1 protein-coding gene is annotated in these 259 nt (G+C 74.1%); it reads left to right on the plus strand.

Translation table 11 applies throughout. From position 1 onward, the window contains the following. Positions 1-259: serine hydrolase (locus G3I40_RS36270; protein WP_164559079.1), on the plus strand; the 259-nt coding region annotated here is incomplete at both ends.

The raw sequence follows: 259 nt of genomic DNA on the forward strand, positions 1-259 counted from the left end.
GCTGTGCCGCACCCTCCTGAACGGCGGCTCGTACGGCACCGCCCGCATCCTCGGCCCCGACTTCGTCGACCTGATGCTGGCGGCGCCGGGGCTCGGCTTCCGGGTCGACCAGCCCTGGTTCATGGGCGAGCTGGCCGGCCACGGCGCGGCGGGCCACTGCGGCTTCACCGGGACGTCCCTCGTCCTCGACCCGAAGACGGACACCTTCCTCGTCCTGCTGTCGAACACGGTCCACCCGCGCCGCCGCCCCGCCGACAGC

The organism is Streptomyces sp. SID14478, from assembly GCF_010548525.1.
GTDB lineage: Bacteria > Actinomycetota > Actinomycetes > Streptomycetales > Streptomycetaceae > Streptomyces.